This is a genomic window from Burkholderia sp. RF2-non_BP3 (assembly GCF_001522185.1).
Taxonomy (GTDB): Bacteria; Pseudomonadota; Gammaproteobacteria; order Burkholderiales; family Burkholderiaceae; genus Burkholderia; species Burkholderia diffusa.
In genome coordinates, this window is sequence record NZ_LOSU01000024.1 from 63,314 (window position 1) to 80,444 (window position 17,131).

Genomic DNA, 17,131 nt, shown 5'->3' on the forward strand with positions numbered 1-17,131 from the left:
GCGGCTGCTTCACCTTCACCGGATGGCCGCCGCGCGGCCGTCCGTCCCGCCCGATACGGCCAGCGCGCTTCAGTGCGTCGGCGCGGCGGCCGGCGTCTCGCTTGCCGGCTTCGCGGTGCGCTTGGCGAGCGGCACCCGCACCACGAAACGCGAACCACCTTCCGCTGCATCCTCGTACGAGACCGTGCCGCCGTGCATCGCGATGATGTCGTGCACGATCGCGAGCCCGAGCCCGGCGCCGGTCTCGACGCCGTTGCCGCTCTGCGCATCGCCGCGGAAGAAGCGCTTGAACAGGTCGGCCTGCTGGCCGGCCGGCACGCCCGGGCCGTTGTCCTCGACGACGATCTCGGCGGCCGGCTGGCCGTCCTCGAGCGCGCCGCGAGCGACGTTCACCGTGATCCGCGCGCCGGCCGGCCGTGCGAGCGGCACGTATTTCAGCGCATTGTCGAGCAGGTTCGCGATCACTTCGCGCAGCAGCACGGGGTTGCCGCGCACGTTCAGCGTCTCGTCTTCGCCGGGATCGTCGCTGCGCTGGAAGCCGAGGTCGACATGCGATGCGAGCGCGCGCGGCACCCACTCGGCGCCCGTCTCGAACGCCATCGCGGCCAGGTCGACGTCGACGAAGCGCGCGGCCTGTTCGCCCGGCTCCGCACGCGCGAGCGACAGCAGCTGATTCGACAGCCGCACCGCGCGGTCGGCGGCCGCGCGCAGTTCGCGCACCGCGGCGTAGGTCTGCTGCGGGTCGCGCGCGACGGCGGCCTGCTCGGCATGCAGCTTCACGGCCGTGAGCGGCGTGCGCAACTGGTGCGCGGCATCGGCGATGAACTTGCGCTGCGCGTCGAGCGCGGTCTTCAGGCGGCCGAGCAGCGCATTCATCGCGCTCGTCAGCGGCCGGATCTCGAGCGGCACGTCGGTCTCGTCGACCGGCTCCAGGGATGTGTGGGTCTGCCGGTTCAGCGAATCGGCGAGATGCGTGAGCGGGCCGAGCTGCTGGTTCACGACCCGCCACACGATGCCCCAGCCCGCGAGCAGCAACAGCAGCAGCGGCATCATGATCGCGACGAGGAATTCGGCCGCGATCCGGTAGCGGTGCCGCACCGGCTGCGCGACCTCGACCACCATCGGCTTGCCGCCTTCGACATCGTCGACGCGCACCTGCGCGACGCGCACCGCGCGATTGTCGTACTCGGCCTCGAATACGTACGCGTGATGCATGCGGCGCACGTTGATGCCGCGCAGCGGCAGCTTCGGGTCGCCGGCGAGTTCCTGTTCCCCGTCGCTGATCCGGTAGATCAGCGCCTCCGCCGGATCGGAGAACATCGCCTGCGCGAGCGGCGGCACCGTGAACGGCGCGTCCGGCCCGGCGATCTGGATCTGTTTGGAGATGGCGGTGGCGAGATCGGCGAGCGAGCGGTCGATCACGTGTTGCGTGTATTGCCACGCGAGCCAGTAGGCAATCAGGCCGCTCATCAGCGCGAGCATCGACAGCGGCGCAGCGAGGCGTCGAAGCAGCGAGCGGCGCAGGCTGGTGGTGACAGCCGGATCAGAAGACATTTCGACGGGCAAATGGATAAGCGCCGCTCACGGGGAGCGGCGCGGACGTGCGTCGGACGGCGACGCGGGCAGGGCGGCTTGCCGGCGGCACGCGGCCGGCCGGCGTGCGGCGCCGCTCAGACGCTCGCGGTCTGGCGGATTTCCTGCAGCAGGTAGCCGAAGCCGCGCACCGTGACGATTTCGACACGGCACTGCTCGAGTTTCTTGCGCACCCGGTGCACGTAGACTTCGATCGCGGTGTCGCCGAGATCGCCGCCGAAATGCGTGAGGTGATCCTGCAGCTGGGCCTTGCTGACCACGCGGCCGTGACGCAGCAGCAGCATTTCGAGCACCGCGAATTCGCGCGGCGACAGTTCCAGCGGCTTGTCGTCGTTGAAGATGCGGCGATCGACGCCCGACAGGCGGACACCGCCGAGCGACACTTCCGGACGCGGCATGTCGCTGTGCGGGCCGCTGCGGCGCATCACCGCGCGGATGCGCGCTTCGAGCTCGGCCGGCTCGAACGGCTTGAGCATGTAATCGTCGGCGCCGGAGTTCAGGCCCTGAATCCGGTCGTTCAATTCGTCGCGCGCGGTCAGCACGATGACCGGCGTGTGGCGATTGGTCTGGCGGAAACGTGTGAGCAGCGTCATTCCGTCGATGCCCGGCAGGCCGAGGTCGAGGATCACGAGTTCGTGGCGGTTTTGTGCCAGCGCCTGTTCGGCAAAGATGCCGTCATGCACCATGTCGACGGTGAAGCCAGCCTGCTCGAGGCTGCTCTGGATACCGCGTGCGATGGGGCGGTCGTCTTCGATCAGAAGGAGTCGCATGAAGTTCGCTCAAGTACAATGGGTTGGCGGTTCAGGCACGCGGACAGCACGACGCCGTTTCCACAGGGGCGCCGCATCGCCTGACAATCAAGCATGGCGGCCAGCGAACGATTAAATCCAATCATGTCCGATATTTCGATTCACGACCTCGAAGCCGCGATCAATTTCTGGCGCGCCCGCTCGCCGTCGAGCGGCGACGAACTCAAACTCTGCGAAGAGGCCAGCGCGCTCTCCAAGCCGTATGCGCTGCTGATTGTACAGCGCGAAGGCGCGCTGCAACTGGAAGGTTTGGACCCCAAGGCGCGGAAAGCGTACGAGACTTACGTGCGCCTTAAGGATGGCTTGGAAAGCTGAAGGCTTTCGCTGAGTACATCCTAGAAAACGTTCATCGAAATGAAAAGTTGACGCGCCGCGCGTCGAAAGACGCGCGGCGGTAGAGGAACATCTCAGGCGGCTGGTTCCGTGTGGGCGCACACCTGGTCGATGAACGTCGCGAGCGCGATGTCGCGTTCGGTCAGGCCGTCCGCGTCGTGGGTCGACAGCGTCACGTCGACGCGGTTGTACACGTTGAACCATTCCGGATGGTGGTTCATTTCCTGCGCCTTGATCGCGACACGCGTCATGAAGCCGAAGGCCTCGTTGAAATCGGCGAAGCGCAGGCTGCGCTGGATCGCGTCGCGGCCCGGCACGGCCGTCCAGTGCGGCAGGCCTTCGAGCCGGGTCTTGCGTTCTTCTGATGTGAGCTTGTGGATCATGTTGCACCTCGTTCGGTAACAGCGCCCGCACGCGGGCAAGGGCCACGCGGCAAAGCCGGTACCGGTCATTGTTTCATAGTTGCGGGACGGCCATCCGGAGACGGACATCGGGAGGGGGGCGCGCGCCGGCGCGCGAACCGCGCCGGCATGGCCCGCGGACTTACGAGTCGGCGTCGTCCGGCCAGCCTTCGCCCGTGCCGCGATGCAGCACGAGATCGCCGTCGACCACCGCGCCGGCCGGGAATTCGGGCAGCGCGGCCAGCCGGTCGGCCAGCGCACGGCCGTCGACGTCGGCCAGCGCGAACAATTGCGCGAAATCGTCGATCACGAAGTAGGTCTTCTGGAACGTGTCGATTCGGTAGCGCGTGCGCATCACGCGCTCGAGGTCGAAACCGAGCCGGTTCGGCGCCGCGCTTTCGAGGCTGTACAGGCTCTCTCCCTTGCTCGACACGATCCCGGCGCCGTAAATCGACAGCCCGTTCGTGCCGTTCGGGTCGCGGATCAGCCCGAACTCCACCGTATACCAATAGAGACGCGCCAGCCGCGCGAGCGCCGCTTCGTCGTCCGCCACCGCGAGGGCGGTGCGGCCGTATGCCTGCATGTAGTCGGCGAACACCGGCTCGATCAAGAGCGGCACGTGGCCGAACAGGTCGTGGAAGCAGTCGGGTTCCTGCAGGTAGTCGAGCTGATCGGGGCGCCGCATCCACCAGGTGACCGGAAACCGCCGGTTCGCGAGGTGCTCGAAGAACACGCGATCGGGCACGAGGCCCGGCACGGCGACGATTTCCCAGCCGGTGGCCGGTTTCAGCTGGCGATTCACGTCGGCGAACGACGGCACGCGATCGGCCGGCAGCTCGATCTTCCCGAGCCCCGCGACGAACGCGTCGCATGCGCGTCCGCGCAGCAGCGCCGACTGGCGCGCATAGAGCTGCCGCCACACCGCGTGGTCGACCTGGCCGTAGCGTTCGAGCGGCTGGTCGATGGTGAAATCGGCGCGGGTTTCGAGGCCCGCGTCGAACTGCTCCTGCAGTTTCGCGGTGACGACGGTGGACATGGTGAGGCTCTGCACGCTGTGGTTGGGAACCATGCAAGTGTAGAGCGGGCGACATGCGAAATGGGCGCAAAGATGGCGTAGATTCGCTTATTGATGCGATAATCGCGCATCAAAATGGGAATCAATGCGGAGAATGCTCATGCTGGAACTCGATCACTTCGATCTCGCGCTTCTCGATGTGCTGCAGCGCTTCGGCCGCGCGACGCACCAGCAGCTCGGCGAGGAGGTGCCGCTGTCGCCGTCGCAGATCGGCCGGCGGCTGCAGCGGCTGGAGGCGGCCGGCGTGATCGAAGGCTACCGCGTGATGCTGCGCCCCGAAAAGCTCGGGCTCGGCGTCACGGCGTTCACGAGCCTGAAGCTCAAGCACCACGGCGATTCGATCATCGAGCAGTTCCAGCAACAGATCGACGTGCTGCCCGAAGTGCTCGAATGTCATGCGGTGGTCGGCGACGCCGACTATCTGCTGCGGATCGTCGCGCCGGATCTCAACGCGCTTTCGCAGTTCGTGATGAAGAAGCTGATGCGTGTGCCGGGCGTCGACAGCGTGCGCTCGAACATCGTGCTGACGACCTTCAAGCGCAACGGCGCGCTGCCGCTCGCGCACCTGGCGCCCGGCGCCGCCTGACGCGGTGGCCGGGCCGGCGGCTGGGCGCGAGGCGCCGCCGCGGACAGGGCCGGATCAGGCCGCTTCGGATCGTGCGTCGGCGTTCAGCAGGTCGACGTACGCGACCGCGACGAGATCCTCCTGCGCCACGCCGAGCTTTGCGAACACGTCATGGGCTTCGGCTTCGCCGCCGGCTTCGTCGTCGTCGGGGCCGAGCACCACTTCCAGTTCGATGAAGTCGCCGAGGCCGTCGACGCGGTCGAGGTGGATCCGCGTGCGGCCGACGAGGTATACGTGCCGTTCCTTCGTCACGATTCCGCGCGTGGTGAGCGCGGTCGCGAGCAGCGAGTGCATCGCGTCCGGGTTCGTCACCGGGCTGCGCGTGTAGTACGACGCCTTCGGGCCGTCACGGTCGTCGCGCTGGTAGAAGATCAGTTCGGCCGGCGTGCCGTCCTCGAAGCGGCGCAGCTTCAGCCGGCCGCGCGGCACGTCGTAGAAGAAATCCTGCTGGCGGTAGAAGAGCGGTGCTTCAGCGGCGAGCTTGGCCGCCTGTTCGCGCAGCCGGTCGAATTCACGGGCGCGGGCTTTGATCTCGATGTTGCGGGCCATGCGGGTCTCCTTCAATCAGGGGTCTCGCGGTGTGCGAAGGCACAATCTAGCAAAAAGCCTGCGATGGCGGCGTGACGGGAAGGCGGGACGCGGCGACGCGCCGCGGGGGCGGCGATTCGCGCCCGTTCGCGATAACACCCATCATGTACGGGCGCCGATCGGGCACCTGATGCGCGTCGGACGCCGAAGTTCGCACCGGCATCAGCGGCGCTCATATCGCCCATTGGGTCTCGATCAGCCGCAGGGCGGCCGCGATCGCCGGTTCGGCGCGCCGCTCGGCGAGCGTCACGAAAGTCAGTTCGGTCGGCACCGTCACGCGTTCGACGATCGTCAGCGCATGCGCGTGCGCTTCGGCCAGCGCGGTCGAGTCGCGCGCGAGCGTCAACCCGATCCCCGATTTCACGAGATCGAGCATCGATTGCTCCTGGTCGACCTCGGCGACCTTCACCGGCTGCGCGCCGGCCGCCGCGAACAGCCGCGACAGCAGCCGGTGATGAGCGGACGCCGGCGGCGTCCAGATCCACGGCAGCGCGGCGAGCGCGCGCCAGTCGTGCGCGCGCTGCACGCGCTCCTTCCAGCCGGCCGGCGCGAGCACGCGGTACTGGAAGTGCGTGAGCGTGACCGTGTGGAACAGCGCGTCGTCGCGCGGATCGTCCTCGCCGGGCCGGCCGATGTAATAGCCGACGTCGAGCGCCTGCGCGCGCACCTGTTCGAGCACCCAGCCGGACATCCCGTGCCGCAACGCGGTTTCTATCTGCGGATGGGTTTCGACCAGCGCGCGCAGGAAGCCGCCGAGCCGCAGGAAGCCGGGATCGAGGATGGTGCCGATCCGCAGCCGGCCGCGCACCTCGTGGCGCAGCGCGGCAGCGGCGCGCTGCACGTCCGCGGCCGCGGCCAACGCGCGCTCCGCATGCGGCAGCAGGGTCTGGCCGTCGCGCGTGAGCGCAAGCCCGCGCGACGTGCGCGTGAACAGCGTGACGCCGAGCGTTTCCTGCAAATGCTTGATCTGCAGGCTGACGGCCGGCTGCGTCAGGTGCAAATGCACGGCGGCGCGCGTCAGGTTGCCTTCGCGGGCGACCGTCGCGAACGCACGGAGCAGGGCGAGATCCATCGTCGTGATATGAGCGCAGCTTATAACGCGGTTCAGCATAACTCATTGGATCGGCGGCGGGCGGCCGGAGTACGCTTCATCGACCGCATCGCCCGCGACGCACTATGCTGAAAACGACGCGCGGAATCGCATGCGCGATACACAACAATCCATGGAGACACTCGTGAGTACTCAACGCACGCTCGAGGGCGAATTCGATTACGTGATCGTCGGCGCGGGCACCGCGGGCTGCGTGCTCGCGAACCGCCTGACCGAGGATCCCGAAATCCGCGTGCTGCTGCTCGAAGCCGGCGGCAAGGACGACTATCACTGGATCCACATCCCGGTCGGCTATTTGTATTGCATCGGCAATCCGCGCACCGACTGGCTGTACAAGACGCAGCCCGAGGCGGCGCTCAACGGCCGCGCGCTGTCGTATCCGCGCGGCCGCGTGCTCGGCGGCTGCTCGTCGATCAACGGGATGATCTACATGCGCGGCCAGCGCGAGGATTACGACGGCTGGGCGCAGGAAACCGGCGACGCCGGCTGGTCGTGGGACAGCGTGCTGCCCATCTTCAAGCGCAGCGAGGACCACCACGCGGGCGCGAGCGATGCGCACGGCGCGGGCGGCTACTGGCGCGTCGAGAAGCAGCGGCTGCGCTGGGAAATCCTCGAATCGTTCGCGCAGGCCGCGCAGCAGACGGGCATCCCGGCGACCGACGATTTCAACCGCGGCGACAACACCGGGGTCGGCTATTTCGAAGTGAACCAGAAGCGCGGCGTGCGCTGGAATACGTCGAAGGCGTTCCTGCGGCCCGCGATGACCCGCCCGAACCTCACCGTGATCACCGGCGCGCAAGCGCAGCGCGTGATCTTCGAGGGGCGGCGCGCGGTCGGCGTCGAGTATCGCGGCGGCGGCACCGACTACGTCGCGCGCGCGCGCGCCGAAGTGCTGCTCACCGCTGGCGCGGTGAATTCGCCGCAGCTGCTCGAACTGTCGGGCATCGGTGCGGGCGCGCGACTGCAGGCCCTCGGCATCGACGTCGTGCAGGATCTGCCGGGTGTCGGCGAGAACCTGCAGGATCACCTGCAGTTGCGGATGGCATTTCGCGTCGAAGGCGTACGCACGCTGAACACGCTGTCCGCGCACTGGTGGGGCAAGCTGATGATCGGCGCCGGATATGCGCTGCTGCAGCGCGGGCCGATGTCGATGGCGCCGTCGCAGCTCGGCGCGTTCGCGAAGTCCGATCCGGACGATCCCGCGCTCACGCGCCCCGATCTCGAATACCACGTGCAACCGCTGTCGCTGGAGCGTTTCGGCGAGCCGCTGCACGGCTTCAACGCCTTCACGGCGTCCGTCTGCCATCTGCGTCCGAGCTCGCGCGGCAGCGTGCATATCGCGAGCCCCGATGCGGGCGCGGCGCCGTCGATCGCGCCGAACTATCTGTCGACCGACCACGATCGTCATGTCGCGGCGAATGCGCTGCGCCTCACGCGCCGGATCGCGTCCGCGCCGGCGCTCGCGCGCTACCGCCCCGAGGAGATCCTGCCCGGCACGCGGTACCAGACCGAAGCCGAACTGATCGAAGCGGCGGGTGCGGTCGGCACGACGATCTTCCATCCGGTCGGTACGTGCCGGATGGGGCGTGCGGGCGACGCGCGCGCCGTCGTCGACAGCCGGCTGCGCGTGCGCGGCATCGCGGGGCTGCGGATCGTCGATGCATCGGTGATGCCGTTCATCACGTCGGGCAACACGAATTCGCCGACGCTGATGATCGCCGAGCGCGCGAGCGACATGATCCGCGCCGATCGACGTGCTGCGCACGACGCGACACAAGTGCGAACGGAAGCGGCCGTGACGGCAGCATGACGCCACGCTGACACGCGCGACAGCGGGCCGTCATCCCGGTGCCCGCTGATTCGCTATGCGAAACAAGCTCGCGCGTCCGGATCGCAACCGATCGACGACGCGCACGCCGCGCATTGTTCGCAGTCTTCCTGTTGCGCGACGACATGACGCGCAGCGTAACGTGCCCGCGTTCGCGCAGGCACGCGTCGTGCGAGCGCGCGACCGTCGATGATGCGCGTGTCAAAAAAAACGCGTCGAAATCCGCGCTCAGCCGCGTCCTGTATGGCGGCCAGCCCTATAAGTGCAAATCCCGATGATTGCACTGCACCAACGGCGCGACAATGTTGCGCAGTGTGCATACGCGTCGGCGCGGGAGACCACCCTCGAGGCGTAATACGGCGCCCCGGGGGCAGCCCGCTGATCCGCGGTTCTGTTCGCGGTCGCTTGCGCGAATCTTCCCGGTGCTTCGCCTGACTTCGTACGGAAGGGAACATGATTCTCGGCGACACGATTCTCGAAACACGCGGACTGACGAAGGAATTCAGGGGCTTCACCGCCGTGAACGGCGTCAACCTGCGTGTGCGCCGCGGTGCGATCCATGCGTTGATCGGACCGAACGGCGCGGGCAAGACCACCTGCTTCAACCTGCTCACCAAATTCCTGACCCCGACGGCCGGCCAGATCGTCTTCAACGGCATCGACATCACCGACGAGCGGCCCGCTCAGGTCGCACGTCGCGGCATCATCCGTTCCTTCCAGATCTCGGCGGTATTCCCGCACCTGACCGCATTGCAGAACGTGCGCATCGGCCTGCAGCGCGCGCTCGGCACCGAATTCCACTTCTGGCGCAGCGAGCGCACGTTGCGGCGCCTCGACGATCGCGCGATGGACCTGCTCACGCAGGTCGGCCTCACCGATTTCGCGCACGTGCCGACGGTCGAGCTCGCGTACGGCCGCAAGCGCGCGCTCGAGATCGCGACGACGCTCGCGATGGAACCCGAACTGATGCTGCTCGACGAGCCCACGCAAGGGATGGGCCACGAGGACGTCGACCGCGTGACCGCGCTGATCAAGAAGGTCGCGAGCGGCCGCACGATCCTGATGGTCGAGCACAACATGAACGTGATCGCGGGCATCTCCGACACGATCACCGTCCTGCAGCGCGGCGAGGTGCTGGCCGAAGGGTCGTATGCGGAAGTGTCGAAGAATCCGCTGGTGATCGAGGCCTACATGGGCAGCGCCGATGCGGCGCTCGCGGGGGCGCACGCATGAAGCACAGCGAACGGGAGGAACGCGAATTGAGCGGCGTCGAAAGCGGCACGCCCGCGCTGGAGATCACGGGCCTCGAGGCCTGGTACGGGGAATCCCACATATTGCATGGTGTCGACCTGAGCGTTCATCGCGGCGAGGTCGTCACGCTGCTCGGCCGCAACGGCGCGGGCCGCACCACGACGCTGCGCGCGATCATGGGCCTCACCGGCCGGCGCAGCGGCTCGATCAAGGTCGCGGGCAACGAGACGATCGGCCTCGCGACGCATCGCATCGCGCATTTCGGCGTCGGTTATTGCCCGGAGGAGCGCGGGATCTTCTCGAGCCTGTCGTGCGAGGAGAACCTGATGCTGCCGCCGCCGATCGGGCCGCGCGAGCACGCGATGTCGCTCGACGAGATCTACGCGATGTTCCCGAACCTCGCGTCGCGCCGGCAGAGCCAGGGCACGCGGCTTTCCGGCGGCGAGCAGCAGATGCTCGCGGTGGCGCGGATCCTGCGCACCGGCGCGAACCTGCTGCTGCTCGACGAGATTTCCGAAGGCCTCGCGCCGGTGATCGTGCAGGCGCTCGCGCGAATGATCGTCGCGCTGAAGGCGCGCGGCTATACGGTCGTGATGGTCGAACAGAATTTCCGCTTCGCCGCGCCGCTCGCCGACCGCTTCTACGTGATGGAACATGGCCGCATCGTCGAGCATTTCCGCTCATCCGAACTGGAAGGCAAGATGCCGATCCTTCACGACCTGCTCGGGGTGTGACGCCGCCCCGTTTCCCTTGCCGCTAGCCGTGGCGGCCTTCGAACAACCACAACGCATCAGAAGAACAGGAGACGTCAATGAAAATGAAGACCCTCGCACACGCGTGTCTCGCGGTCGCGACCGCAGCGTTCACCGCCGGCACCGCACACGCCGCGGATAGCGTGAAGATCGGTTTCGTCACCGACATGTCGGGGCTTTACGCGGACATCGACGGGCAGGGCGGCCTCGAGGCGATCCGCATGGCCGTCGCCGATTTCGGCGGCAAGGTGCTCGGCAAGCCGATCGAGGTCGTCTATGCCGATCACCAGAACAAGGCGGACATCGCCGCGTCGAAGGCGCGCGAGTGGATGGACCGCGGCGGGCTCGACCTGCTCGTCGGCGGCACGAATTCGGGGACGGCGCTGGCGATGGCCAAGCTCGCCGCGGAGAAGAAGAAGGTCTACATCAACATCGGTGCGGGCGCGGACACGCTGACGAACGAGGAGTGCACGCCGTACACGGTGCACTATGCGTACGACACGATGGCGCTCGCGAAGGGCACCGGCTCGGCGGTGGTGAAGCAGGGCGGCAAGAGCTGGTTCTTCCTGACCGCCGACTACGCGTTCGGCAAGGCGCTCGAGAAGAACACGTCGGACGTCGTGAAGGCGAACGGCGGTCAGGTGCTCGGCGCGGTGCGGCATCCGCTGTCCGCGTCGGATTTCTCGTCGTTCCTGCTGCAGGCGCAGTCGTCGAAGGCGCAGATCCTCGGCCTCGCGAACGCGGGCGGCGACACGATCAACGCGATCAAGGCCGCGAAGGAATTCGGCATCACGAAGACGATGAAGCTCGCCGGGCTGCTGATGTTCATCAACGACGTGCACAGCCTCGGCCTCGAGACGACACAGGGCCTCGTGCTGACCGACAGCTGGTACTGGAACCGCGACGCGGCGTCGCGCCAGTGGGCGCAGCGCTACTTCGGCAAGATGAAGAAGATGCCGTCGAGCCTGCAGGCGGCCGACTATTCGTCGGTGACGACCTACCTGAAGGCTGTGCAGGCGGCCGGCACGACCGACTCCGACAAGGTGATGGCCGAGCTGAAGAAGATGAAGATCAACGACTTCTACGCGAAGGGCTTCATTCGCCAGGACGGCAGCATGATTCACGACATGTACCTGATGGAAGTGAAGAAGCCGTCGGAATCGAAGGAGCCGTGGGACTACTACAAGGTGCTCGCGACGATTCCGGGCGATCAGGCATTCGGCACCAAGCAGGAATCGCGCTGCGCGCTGTGGAAGTAAGCGCGACGTAGCGCCGCGCGGTGGCGGGCGCAGCGATGTGCCCGCTGCGCCGCCCGTGCGCGCGACGGCTTGAACGTTGCGCACGCAACGAAACTCATACTGACGGCTAAGTCGATGGAAATCTTTGGCATTCCGTTGCCGGCGATGCTGAGCCAGTTGCTGCTCGGGCTCGTCAACGGCTCGTTCTACGCGATCCTGAGCCTCGGCCTCGCGGTGATCTTCGGGCTGCTCAACGTGATCAACTTCGCGCACGGCGCGCTGTTCATGCTGGGCGCGATGCTCGCGTGGATGGGGTTGTCGTACTTCGCGTTGCCGTACTGGGCGATGCTCGTGCTCGCGCCGCTGATCGTCGGTGCGTTCGGGATCCTGATCGAGCGTTCGATGCTGCGCTGGCTGTACAAGCTCGATCACCTGTACGGGCTGCTGCTCACGTTCGGCCTCACGCTCGTCGTCGAAGGCGTGTTCCGCTCGATCTACGGGGCGTCCGGCCAGCCGTACGACGTGCCGTCGCAGCTGTCCGGCGCGACCAATCTCGGCTTCATGTTCCTGCCGAACTACCGCGCGTGGGTGGTCCTCGCGTCGCTCGCGGTGTGTCTCGCGACCTGGTTCGTGATCGAGAAGACGCGCCTGGGCGCCTATCTGCGCGCCGGCACCGAGAACCCGAAGCTCGTCGAGGCGTTCGGCGTGAACGTGCCGATGATGATCACGCTCACCTACGGCTTCGGCGTCGCGCTCGCGGCGTTCGCGGGCGTGCTCGCGGCGCCGGTGATCCAGGTGTCGCCGCTGATGGGCCAGCCGATGATCATCACCGTGTTCGCGGTGGTCGTGATCGGAGGGATGGGCTCGATCCTCGGCTCGATCATCACGGGGCTGCTGCTCGGCGTGATCGAGGGCTTCACGCGCGTGTTCTATCCGGAAGCATCGGCCACGGTCGTGTTCGTGATCATGGCGATCGTGCTGCTGATTCGCCCGGCGGGCCTGTTCGGCAAGGAAAAATGATGCAGAGAAAAGTGCTCTACGGCGTGCTGCTCGCGGCACTGCTCGCCGCGCCGTTCATCGGTGCGTATCCGGTGTTCGTGATGAAGGTGCTCACGTTCGCGTTGTTCGCGGCCGCGTTCAATCTGCTGATCGGCTATACGGGGCTGCTGTCGTTCGGCCACGCGATGTTCCTCGCGACCGCCGGCTATGCGACCGGTTATGCGATCCAGACGCTCGGCTTCACGCCCGAGCTCGGCGTGCTCGTGGGCACGTTCGCCGCGACGCTGCTGGGGCTCGTGGTCGGCCTGTTCGCGATCCGCCGGCAGGGCATCTACTTCGCGATGATCACGCTCGCGTTCGCGCAGATGGTCTACTTCATCTACCTGCAGGCGCCGTTCACGCACGGCGAGGACGGCCTGCAGGGCGTGCCGCGCGGGCACCTGTTCGGGCTCGTCGACCTGTCGAACGACGTCGCGCTCTACTACGTCGTGCTCGCGGTGATCGTCGCGGCGTGCGCGTTCATCGTGCGGATCGTGCACTCGCCGTTCGGCCAGGTGCTCGTCGCGATCAAGGAGAACGAGGCGCGCGCGATCTCGCTCGGCTACGACACCGACCGCTTCAAGCTGCTCGCGTTCATCCTGTCGGCCGGGCTCGCGGGGCTGGCCGGTTCGCTGAAGGTGCTGGTGCTCGGTTTCGAAACGCTGTCCGACGCGTACTGGACGATGTCGGGCCTCGTCGTGCTGATGACGCTCGTCGGCGGGATGGGCACGCTGTTCGGGCCGTTGCTCGGCGCGGCGCTGATCGTCGCGCTGGAGGACCGGCTCGGCGACATCGGCGAGTGGCTCGCGTCGGCGACCGGCATCGGCTGGTTCCACTCGCTCGGCGAATCGACGACGATCGTCACGGGGCTGATCTTCATCGCATGCGTGCTTGCATTCAGGCGCGGGATCGTCGGCGAGATGGTCGCGCGGGTCAAGACGCTGAGGCCGTCCTGATTGCAGCGCGGCGGCCGGCGCGGCGCGTTGATGCGAAGCACCATCCGGGCCGGCCGGGAAGGGCGTTTCGGCGGCCTCGTGCCGGTGCCGCGCGGCGAGACTGGTGCCCCATTTTCGTGCGGCGATGCACCATAGGGGTAAATGCTAAGTTGTCGCAGGGTGAAAGGTCCTTTAATCTTCGTTTCAGTTCTGATGCACCGCGAAACGAATTTGCAGGTGGAGAACGAGGAGACAATCGAGGCACAAAGTGCCCGGACCCCAAAGCGCTGTTGGACGGAATCCAACAGCGCTTTTTCATTTGGTGCGCGAATTTCCATTGCTGGTGCAGGGCAGTGGCGCCGCATTCTGCCCCACCTCGCTCGCCTCATCCCGTCTCCCCGTTTTCATCCATTCCTGCCGGTCGATCGCCGCCGGCGCGCAGCCGCGAGCATTGCCGTTCGGGCTTACCCGGTTGGCGTGCGCAAAAAGCGTCCGTTACACTCAGCTTTCGCCGACCGAGCGGTCGGGAAAACGGTCGGCAGTTCTCCTACAAGCAAAATGCAGAAGAGGGAGTGCGGTTGGATGAGAAGCGCGGGACGATGGATCGGGGTGCGAGGGGCGGCTGGCGCCGCTCGTTCGGGGTCGGCGGTGCACGGGTATGCCCCGGCGTTCACGAGCCCTCCTGCGGCCGGCATGCGCGTTCCGGTGCGATTTGCCGGCACGACGGTCTCCGCGGTCGTTGCGTTCGCATCCGACGTGTCGTTCGCATTCGCATGAACGGCCGATTTTTCGATTCTGCGCCGCTCGCTCGTGGAGCCGAACCCGGCCCGGCCGGCCGACCTTCCGACGATCGTTGCGTCCGCATCGATCGCGTCTCGCGCAACGTCGCATTTCTCCGTTTTGTTCATCCTGACGACATTGCCGCCGCGCATCGTGGCGGTCGCACGACCGTGTCGGCACGCGCCGCGGCGCGTGTGCGCGCGGTCTCGCCGGGGCTTGATGGCGGTGCCGGCGTGTCACGGGAAAACGAGCGTAGGCGCGGTACGGCGAGATAGTTAAATTATTAACTTGTTTGAGGACCGGGAGCCGCCCGAGCGACCCGCGGATTTTTCGAGCAGCGTTTGGAGACAACGTAAATGAAGATGAATCGATGGATGGAGGTTCTGCTTGCCGCGGGCCTCGTGTGCGCGGCGGCCACGGCGTCGGCGCAGGTGAAGATCGGTGTGACGCTGTCGGCCACCGGGCCGGCCGCATCGCTCGGGATTCCGGAAAAGAACACGATCGCGCTGCTGCCGAAGGAAATCGCGGGCAAGAGCGTCCAGTACATCGTGCTTGACGATGCGTCCGACACGAGCCGCGCGGTGCAGAACGTGCGCAAGCTGATCGACGAGGATCACGTCGACGCGATCATCGGTTCGTCCGTCACGCCGAACTCGCTCGCGATGCTCGACCCGGTATCGCAGGGCAAGACGCCGACGATCTCGCTCGCGGCGAGCGCGCAGATCATCTCGCCGATGGACGCGAAGCGCGCATGGATGTTCAAGGTGCCGCAGAACGACCAGCTGATGGCCGATGCGATCGCCGGCTACATGGCGAAGCACGGCGTGAAGACGGTCGGCTTCATCGGCTTCGCCGATGCGTACGGCGACAGCTGGTACAAGACGTTCAGCGCGGCGGCCGAGAAGAACGGGCTGAAGCTCGTGTCGAACGAGCGTTACAACCGCACCGACGCGTCGGTGATGGGGCAGGTGCTGAAGCTGATGGGCTCGAATCCCGACGCGATGCTCATCGCCGGGTCCGGCACGCCGGCCGCGCTGCCCGCCAAGACGCTGAAGGAGCGTGGCTACAAGGGCAAGGTGTATCAGACGCACGGCGTCGCGAACAACGACTTCCTGCGCGTGTGCGGCAAGGATTGCGAAGGCGAGATCCTGCCGGCCGGCCCGGTGCTCGTGACCGACCAGCTGCCCGATTCGAACCCGGTGAAGAAGCCGGCGCTCGGCTACAAGGCCGCGTACGAGAAGGCGTACGGCGCGGGTTCGCTGTCGACCTTCGGCGGCCACGCATGGGATGCGGGGCTGTTGCTGCAGCGTGCGATTCCCGACGCGCTGAAGAAGGGCCAGCCGGGCACCGAGGCGTTCCGCGAGGCGCTGCGCGCGTCGCTCGAGAGCGTGAAGGATTTGCCCGTGTCGCACGGCGTGATCAACACGACGCCGACCGATCACAACGGCTTCGACACGCGTGCGCGCGTGATGGTGCAGATCGTCGACGGCAAGTGGAAGCTGCAGGCCGAATAAGCACCACGTGAAACCGGCGGGCGCGGCGCGAACGGCGTCGTGCGCGCCGTCGGCAGCGGAGCGGGCCTGACGGGCCGCTCCCGTGCCGCATGGAATCACCGGGGCCCGCCGCGTGGCACCCGACGCGCCGATCTTGCCGTTCGTGCGCCGCGGCCATTCCCGTCTTTCGTTTCTCCGCAGCATTCTCGATACACGAAACGTATGGATCTCTCGATTGCGGCGATCCTCGCGCAAGACGGCATCACGACCGGCGCCATTTATGCATTGCTGTCGCTGGCGCTCGTGCTGGTGTTTTCCGTCACGCGGGTGATCTTCATTCCCCAGGGCGAATTCGTCGCTTACGGTGCGCTCACGCTTGCAGCGCTGCAGGCGCAGAAATTTCCCGCCACCTGCTGGCTGCTGTTCGTGATGGGCATCGCGTGCTTCCTGCTGGAAGTCGGCGGCCTGATCCGCCATCGCGAACGCCGCCATCAGCTCGGCCGCACGCTCGCGACGCTCGCTAGCCGCTACGTGCTGCTGCCGCTCGCAGTGTTCGCGATCACGCGCAGCTTCGCCGCGCAGCCGATGCCGATGCTTGCGCAGATCGCGCTGACGCTCGCGATCGTCGTGCCGATGGGGCCGTTCGTCTACCGGCTCGTTTATCAGCCGATCGCCGAAGGCACGACGCTGCTGCTGCTGATCGTGTCCGTCGCCGTCCATTTCGCGATGGTCGGCCTCGGGCTCGTGATGTTCGGGGCGGAAGGTTCGCGCACCAACGGCTTCGCGGATGCGTCGCTGTCGGTCGGCAGCATGACGGTGTCGGTGCAGAGCATCCTCGTGGTCGTGACCGCGCTGGTGCTGATCGGTGCGCTCTACGTGTACTTCGGCCGCACGATCGCCGGTAAGGCGCTGCGTGCGACGTCGGTGAACCGGCTCGGCGCGCGGCTCGTCGGTATCGGCACGACCGAAGCCGGGCGGCTCGCGTTCACGCTGGCGGCCGGGCTCGGTGTGCTGTCCGGCATCCTCGTCGGTCCGCTGACGACGATCTATTACGACTCCGGCTTCCTGATCGGCCTGAAGGGTTTCGTCGGCGCGATCATCGGCGGGCTGGTCAGCTATCCGCTCGCGGCCGCCGGCTCGCTGCTGGTCGGCGTGCTCGAATCGTATTCGTCGTTCTGGGCGAGCGCGTACAAGGAAGTGATCGTGTTCACGCTGATCATCCCGGTGCTGCTGTGGCGCAGTTTCGCGACGCCGCACACGGAAGAGGAAGAGGAGTGACGC

Annotated in this window: 16 protein-coding genes; 10 read left to right on the forward strand and 6 right to left on the reverse strand. The window is 66.8% G+C overall.

Going from position 1 to position 17,131, the window contains the following annotated elements; all coding sequences use genetic code 11:
• Positions 1-69: 69 nt before the first annotated feature.
• A complete protein-coding gene (locus WS45_RS09655; RefSeq protein WP_059531258.1) occupies positions 70-1,554 on the reverse strand; it encodes a sensor histidine kinase in 1,485 nt (494 codons plus the stop codon).
• Between the two features lie 116 nt (positions 1,555-1,670).
• Entirely contained in the window at positions 1,671-2,363 is a 693-nt protein-coding gene (locus WS45_RS09660; RefSeq protein WP_006401494.1) for a response regulator, read from the reverse strand.
• A gap of 123 nt (positions 2,364-2,486) precedes the next feature.
• Between WS45_RS09660 and WS45_RS09665 the strand changes: the two genes are divergently transcribed.
• Positions 2,487-2,717 carry a DUF3717 domain-containing protein gene (locus WS45_RS09665; protein ID WP_006756491.1) on the forward strand — a complete coding sequence of 77 codons (231 nt, stop codon included), beginning with the start codon at positions 2,487-2,489 and terminating at the stop codon, positions 2,715-2,717.
• 92 nt (positions 2,718-2,809) lie between these two features.
• Here the strand turns inward: WS45_RS09665 and WS45_RS09670 are convergent, their stop codons facing one another.
• Both WS45_RS09670 and phhA read right to left on the reverse strand, forming a co-directional pair.
• Positions 2,810-3,118, reverse strand: a complete 309-nt coding sequence (locus WS45_RS09670) for a 4a-hydroxytetrahydrobiopterin dehydratase (RefSeq protein ID WP_059531247.1) — start codon at positions 3,116-3,118, stop codon at positions 2,810-2,812.
• 160 nt (positions 3,119-3,278) lie between these two features.
• Positions 3,279-4,205, reverse strand: a complete 927-nt coding sequence (gene phhA / locus WS45_RS09675) for a phenylalanine 4-monooxygenase (RefSeq protein WP_082721887.1) — start codon at positions 4,203-4,205, stop codon at positions 3,279-3,281.
• Positions 4,206-4,311: 106 nt separating this feature from the next.
• On the opposite strand from phhA, the gene WS45_RS09680 reads away from it, so the two are divergent.
• Positions 4,312-4,797, forward strand: coding sequence for an Lrp/AsnC family transcriptional regulator (locus WS45_RS09680; protein WP_006408082.1), 486 nt, complete (start codon positions 4,312-4,314; stop codon positions 4,795-4,797).
• Positions 4,798-4,851: 54 nt separating this feature from the next.
• On the opposite strand, the gene WS45_RS09685 is transcribed toward WS45_RS09680, so the two are convergent.
• Both WS45_RS09685 and WS45_RS09690 read right to left on the reverse strand, forming a co-directional pair.
• The gene (locus WS45_RS09685; protein WP_059531241.1) at positions 4,852-5,385 is read right to left on the reverse strand and encodes a class IV adenylate cyclase; all 534 of its coding nucleotides are present in this window, start codon (positions 5,383-5,385) and stop codon (positions 4,852-4,854) included.
• Between the two features lie 211 nt (positions 5,386-5,596).
• Complete coding sequence (locus WS45_RS09690) at positions 5,597-6,496, reverse strand: LysR family transcriptional regulator (RefSeq protein WP_059699576.1); 900 nt, start codon at positions 6,494-6,496, stop codon at positions 5,597-5,599.
• 163 nt (positions 6,497-6,659) lie between these two features.
• Here WS45_RS09690 and WS45_RS09695 point away from each other — a divergent pair, with 163 nt between their 5' ends.
• The 8 genes from WS45_RS09695 to WS45_RS09730 all read left to right on the forward strand — a co-directional run bounded on the left by WS45_RS09695 (position 6,660) and on the right by WS45_RS09730 (position 17,128).
• The gene (locus tag WS45_RS09695; RefSeq protein ID WP_059699719.1) at positions 6,660-8,345 is read left to right on the forward strand and encodes a GMC family oxidoreductase; all 1,686 of its coding nucleotides are present in this window, start codon (positions 6,660-6,662) and stop codon (positions 8,343-8,345) included.
• A 471-nt stretch (positions 8,346-8,816) separates the two neighbouring features.
• Positions 8,817-9,596 (forward strand): ABC transporter ATP-binding protein, encoded by a 780-nt coding sequence (locus tag WS45_RS09700; protein ID WP_040142748.1) that lies wholly within the window; start codon positions 8,817-8,819, stop codon positions 9,594-9,596.
• Positions 9,593-10,348, forward strand: coding sequence for an ABC transporter ATP-binding protein (locus tag WS45_RS09705; protein ID WP_059465973.1), 756 nt, complete (start codon positions 9,593-9,595; stop codon positions 10,346-10,348). Before WS45_RS09700 ends, WS45_RS09705 begins: the two co-directional genes overlap by 4 nt.
• A 77-nt stretch (positions 10,349-10,425) precedes the next feature.
• On the forward strand, positions 10,426-11,625 hold the full coding sequence (locus WS45_RS09710) for an ABC transporter substrate-binding protein (RefSeq protein ID WP_059699578.1): 1,200 nt from the start codon (positions 10,426-10,428) through the stop codon (positions 11,623-11,625).
• 114 nt (positions 11,626-11,739) lie between these two features.
• Positions 11,740-12,624: a branched-chain amino acid ABC transporter permease gene (locus tag WS45_RS09715; RefSeq protein WP_059691495.1), complete on the forward strand. Its 885-nt coding sequence runs from the start codon at positions 11,740-11,742 to the stop codon at positions 12,622-12,624.
• On the forward strand, positions 12,624-13,598 hold the full coding sequence (locus WS45_RS09720) for a branched-chain amino acid ABC transporter permease (protein ID WP_059699721.1): 975 nt from the start codon (positions 12,624-12,626) through the stop codon (positions 13,596-13,598). The genes WS45_RS09715 and WS45_RS09720 overlap by 1 nt, the downstream gene beginning before the upstream one ends.
• A 1,115-nt stretch (positions 13,599-14,713) precedes the next feature.
• Positions 14,714-15,871: an ABC transporter substrate-binding protein gene (locus WS45_RS09725; RefSeq protein ID WP_059531229.1), complete on the forward strand. Its 1,158-nt coding sequence runs from the start codon at positions 14,714-14,716 to the stop codon at positions 15,869-15,871.
• Positions 15,872-16,072: 201 nt separating this feature from the next.
• Complete coding sequence (locus tag WS45_RS09730) at positions 16,073-17,128, forward strand: branched-chain amino acid ABC transporter permease (RefSeq protein ID WP_059699580.1); 1,056 nt, start codon at positions 16,073-16,075, stop codon at positions 17,126-17,128.
• Positions 17,129-17,131 lie beyond the last annotated feature (3 nt).

Excerpts from the sequence above, each read along its gene's own strand:
- WS45_RS09655 (WP_059531258.1), bottom strand. The coding sequence starts at position 1,554 with ATGTCTTCTGATCCGGCTGTCACCACCAGCCTGCGCCGCTCGCTGCTT.
- WS45_RS09690 (WP_059699576.1), bottom strand. The coding sequence starts at position 6,496 with ATGGATCTCGCCCTGCTCCGTGCGTTCGCGACGGTCGCCCGCGAAGGC.
- WS45_RS09665 (WP_006756491.1), top strand. The coding sequence starts at position 2,487 with ATGTCCGATATTTCGATTCACGACCTCGAAGCCGCGATCAATTTCTGG.
- WS45_RS09680 (WP_006408082.1), top strand. The coding sequence starts at position 4,312 with ATGCTGGAACTCGATCACTTCGATCTCGCGCTTCTCGATGTGCTGCAG.
- WS45_RS09730 (WP_059699580.1), top strand. The coding sequence starts at position 16,073 with ATGGATCTCTCGATTGCGGCGATCCTCGCGCAAGACGGCATCACGACC.
- WS45_RS09670 (WP_059531247.1), bottom strand. The coding sequence starts at position 3,118 with ATGATCCACAAGCTCACATCAGAAGAACGCAAGACCCGGCTCGAAGGC.
- WS45_RS09725 (WP_059531229.1), top strand. The coding sequence starts at position 14,714 with ATGAAGATGAATCGATGGATGGAGGTTCTGCTTGCCGCGGGCCTCGTG.
- phhA (WP_082721887.1), bottom strand. The coding sequence starts at position 4,205 with ATGGTTCCCAACCACAGCGTGCAGAGCCTCACCATGTCCACCGTCGTC.
- WS45_RS09710 (WP_059699578.1), top strand. The coding sequence starts at position 10,426 with ATGAAAATGAAGACCCTCGCACACGCGTGTCTCGCGGTCGCGACCGCA.
- WS45_RS09685 (WP_059531241.1), bottom strand. The coding sequence starts at position 5,385 with ATGGCCCGCAACATCGAGATCAAAGCCCGCGCCCGTGAATTCGACCGG.
- WS45_RS09700 (WP_040142748.1), top strand. The coding sequence starts at position 8,817 with ATGATTCTCGGCGACACGATTCTCGAAACACGCGGACTGACGAAGGAA.
- WS45_RS09705 (WP_059465973.1), top strand. The coding sequence starts at position 9,593 with ATGAAGCACAGCGAACGGGAGGAACGCGAATTGAGCGGCGTCGAAAGC.
- WS45_RS09660 (WP_006401494.1), bottom strand. The coding sequence starts at position 2,363 with ATGCGACTCCTTCTGATCGAAGACGACCGCCCCATCGCACGCGGTATC.
- WS45_RS09720 (WP_059699721.1), top strand. The coding sequence starts at position 12,624 with ATGCAGAGAAAAGTGCTCTACGGCGTGCTGCTCGCGGCACTGCTCGCC.
- WS45_RS09715 (WP_059691495.1), top strand. The coding sequence starts at position 11,740 with ATGGAAATCTTTGGCATTCCGTTGCCGGCGATGCTGAGCCAGTTGCTG.